The 259-nt window shown below is 68.7% G+C and carries 1 protein-coding gene; it reads left to right on the top strand.

The genetic code is table 11. The annotated features are described in order from the left end of the window. Window positions 1-259: hypothetical protein (locus tag R0J87_RS21910; protein ID WP_498888947.1), on the top strand; the 259-nt coding region annotated here is incomplete at both ends.

The raw sequence follows: 259 nt of genomic DNA, 5'->3' as shown, positions 1-259 counted from the left end.
GCCGACCGGTCCCGGCGGCGCACCGATCATTCCGGGGCTGGGGGGATGCGGCACCGCCAACCTGCCCAACCCGCAGATCCAGTGGCCGGATTCGCCGCTGGGGCCGCTACCAGCGTTCGATCGCGCCGGCTTCCGCAGCTTCATTTCCACGGCGCCCAGCCCGGATCAGTTCCGCAGCCGCTATCCGGGGATCACGCTGGTGATGCCGGGTACGCCGACAACGATGGAGCTACGCTACAACTACAGCCGCTTCTTCGCC

This window comes from Halomonas sp. SIMBA_159 (assembly GCF_046536035.1).
Taxonomy (GTDB): Bacteria; Pseudomonadota; Gammaproteobacteria; order Pseudomonadales; family Halomonadaceae; genus Vreelandella; species Vreelandella venusta_A.
The sequence above is the reverse complement of the archived record's forward strand: the minus strand, read 5'-3'. Positions and strand labels throughout refer to the sequence as shown.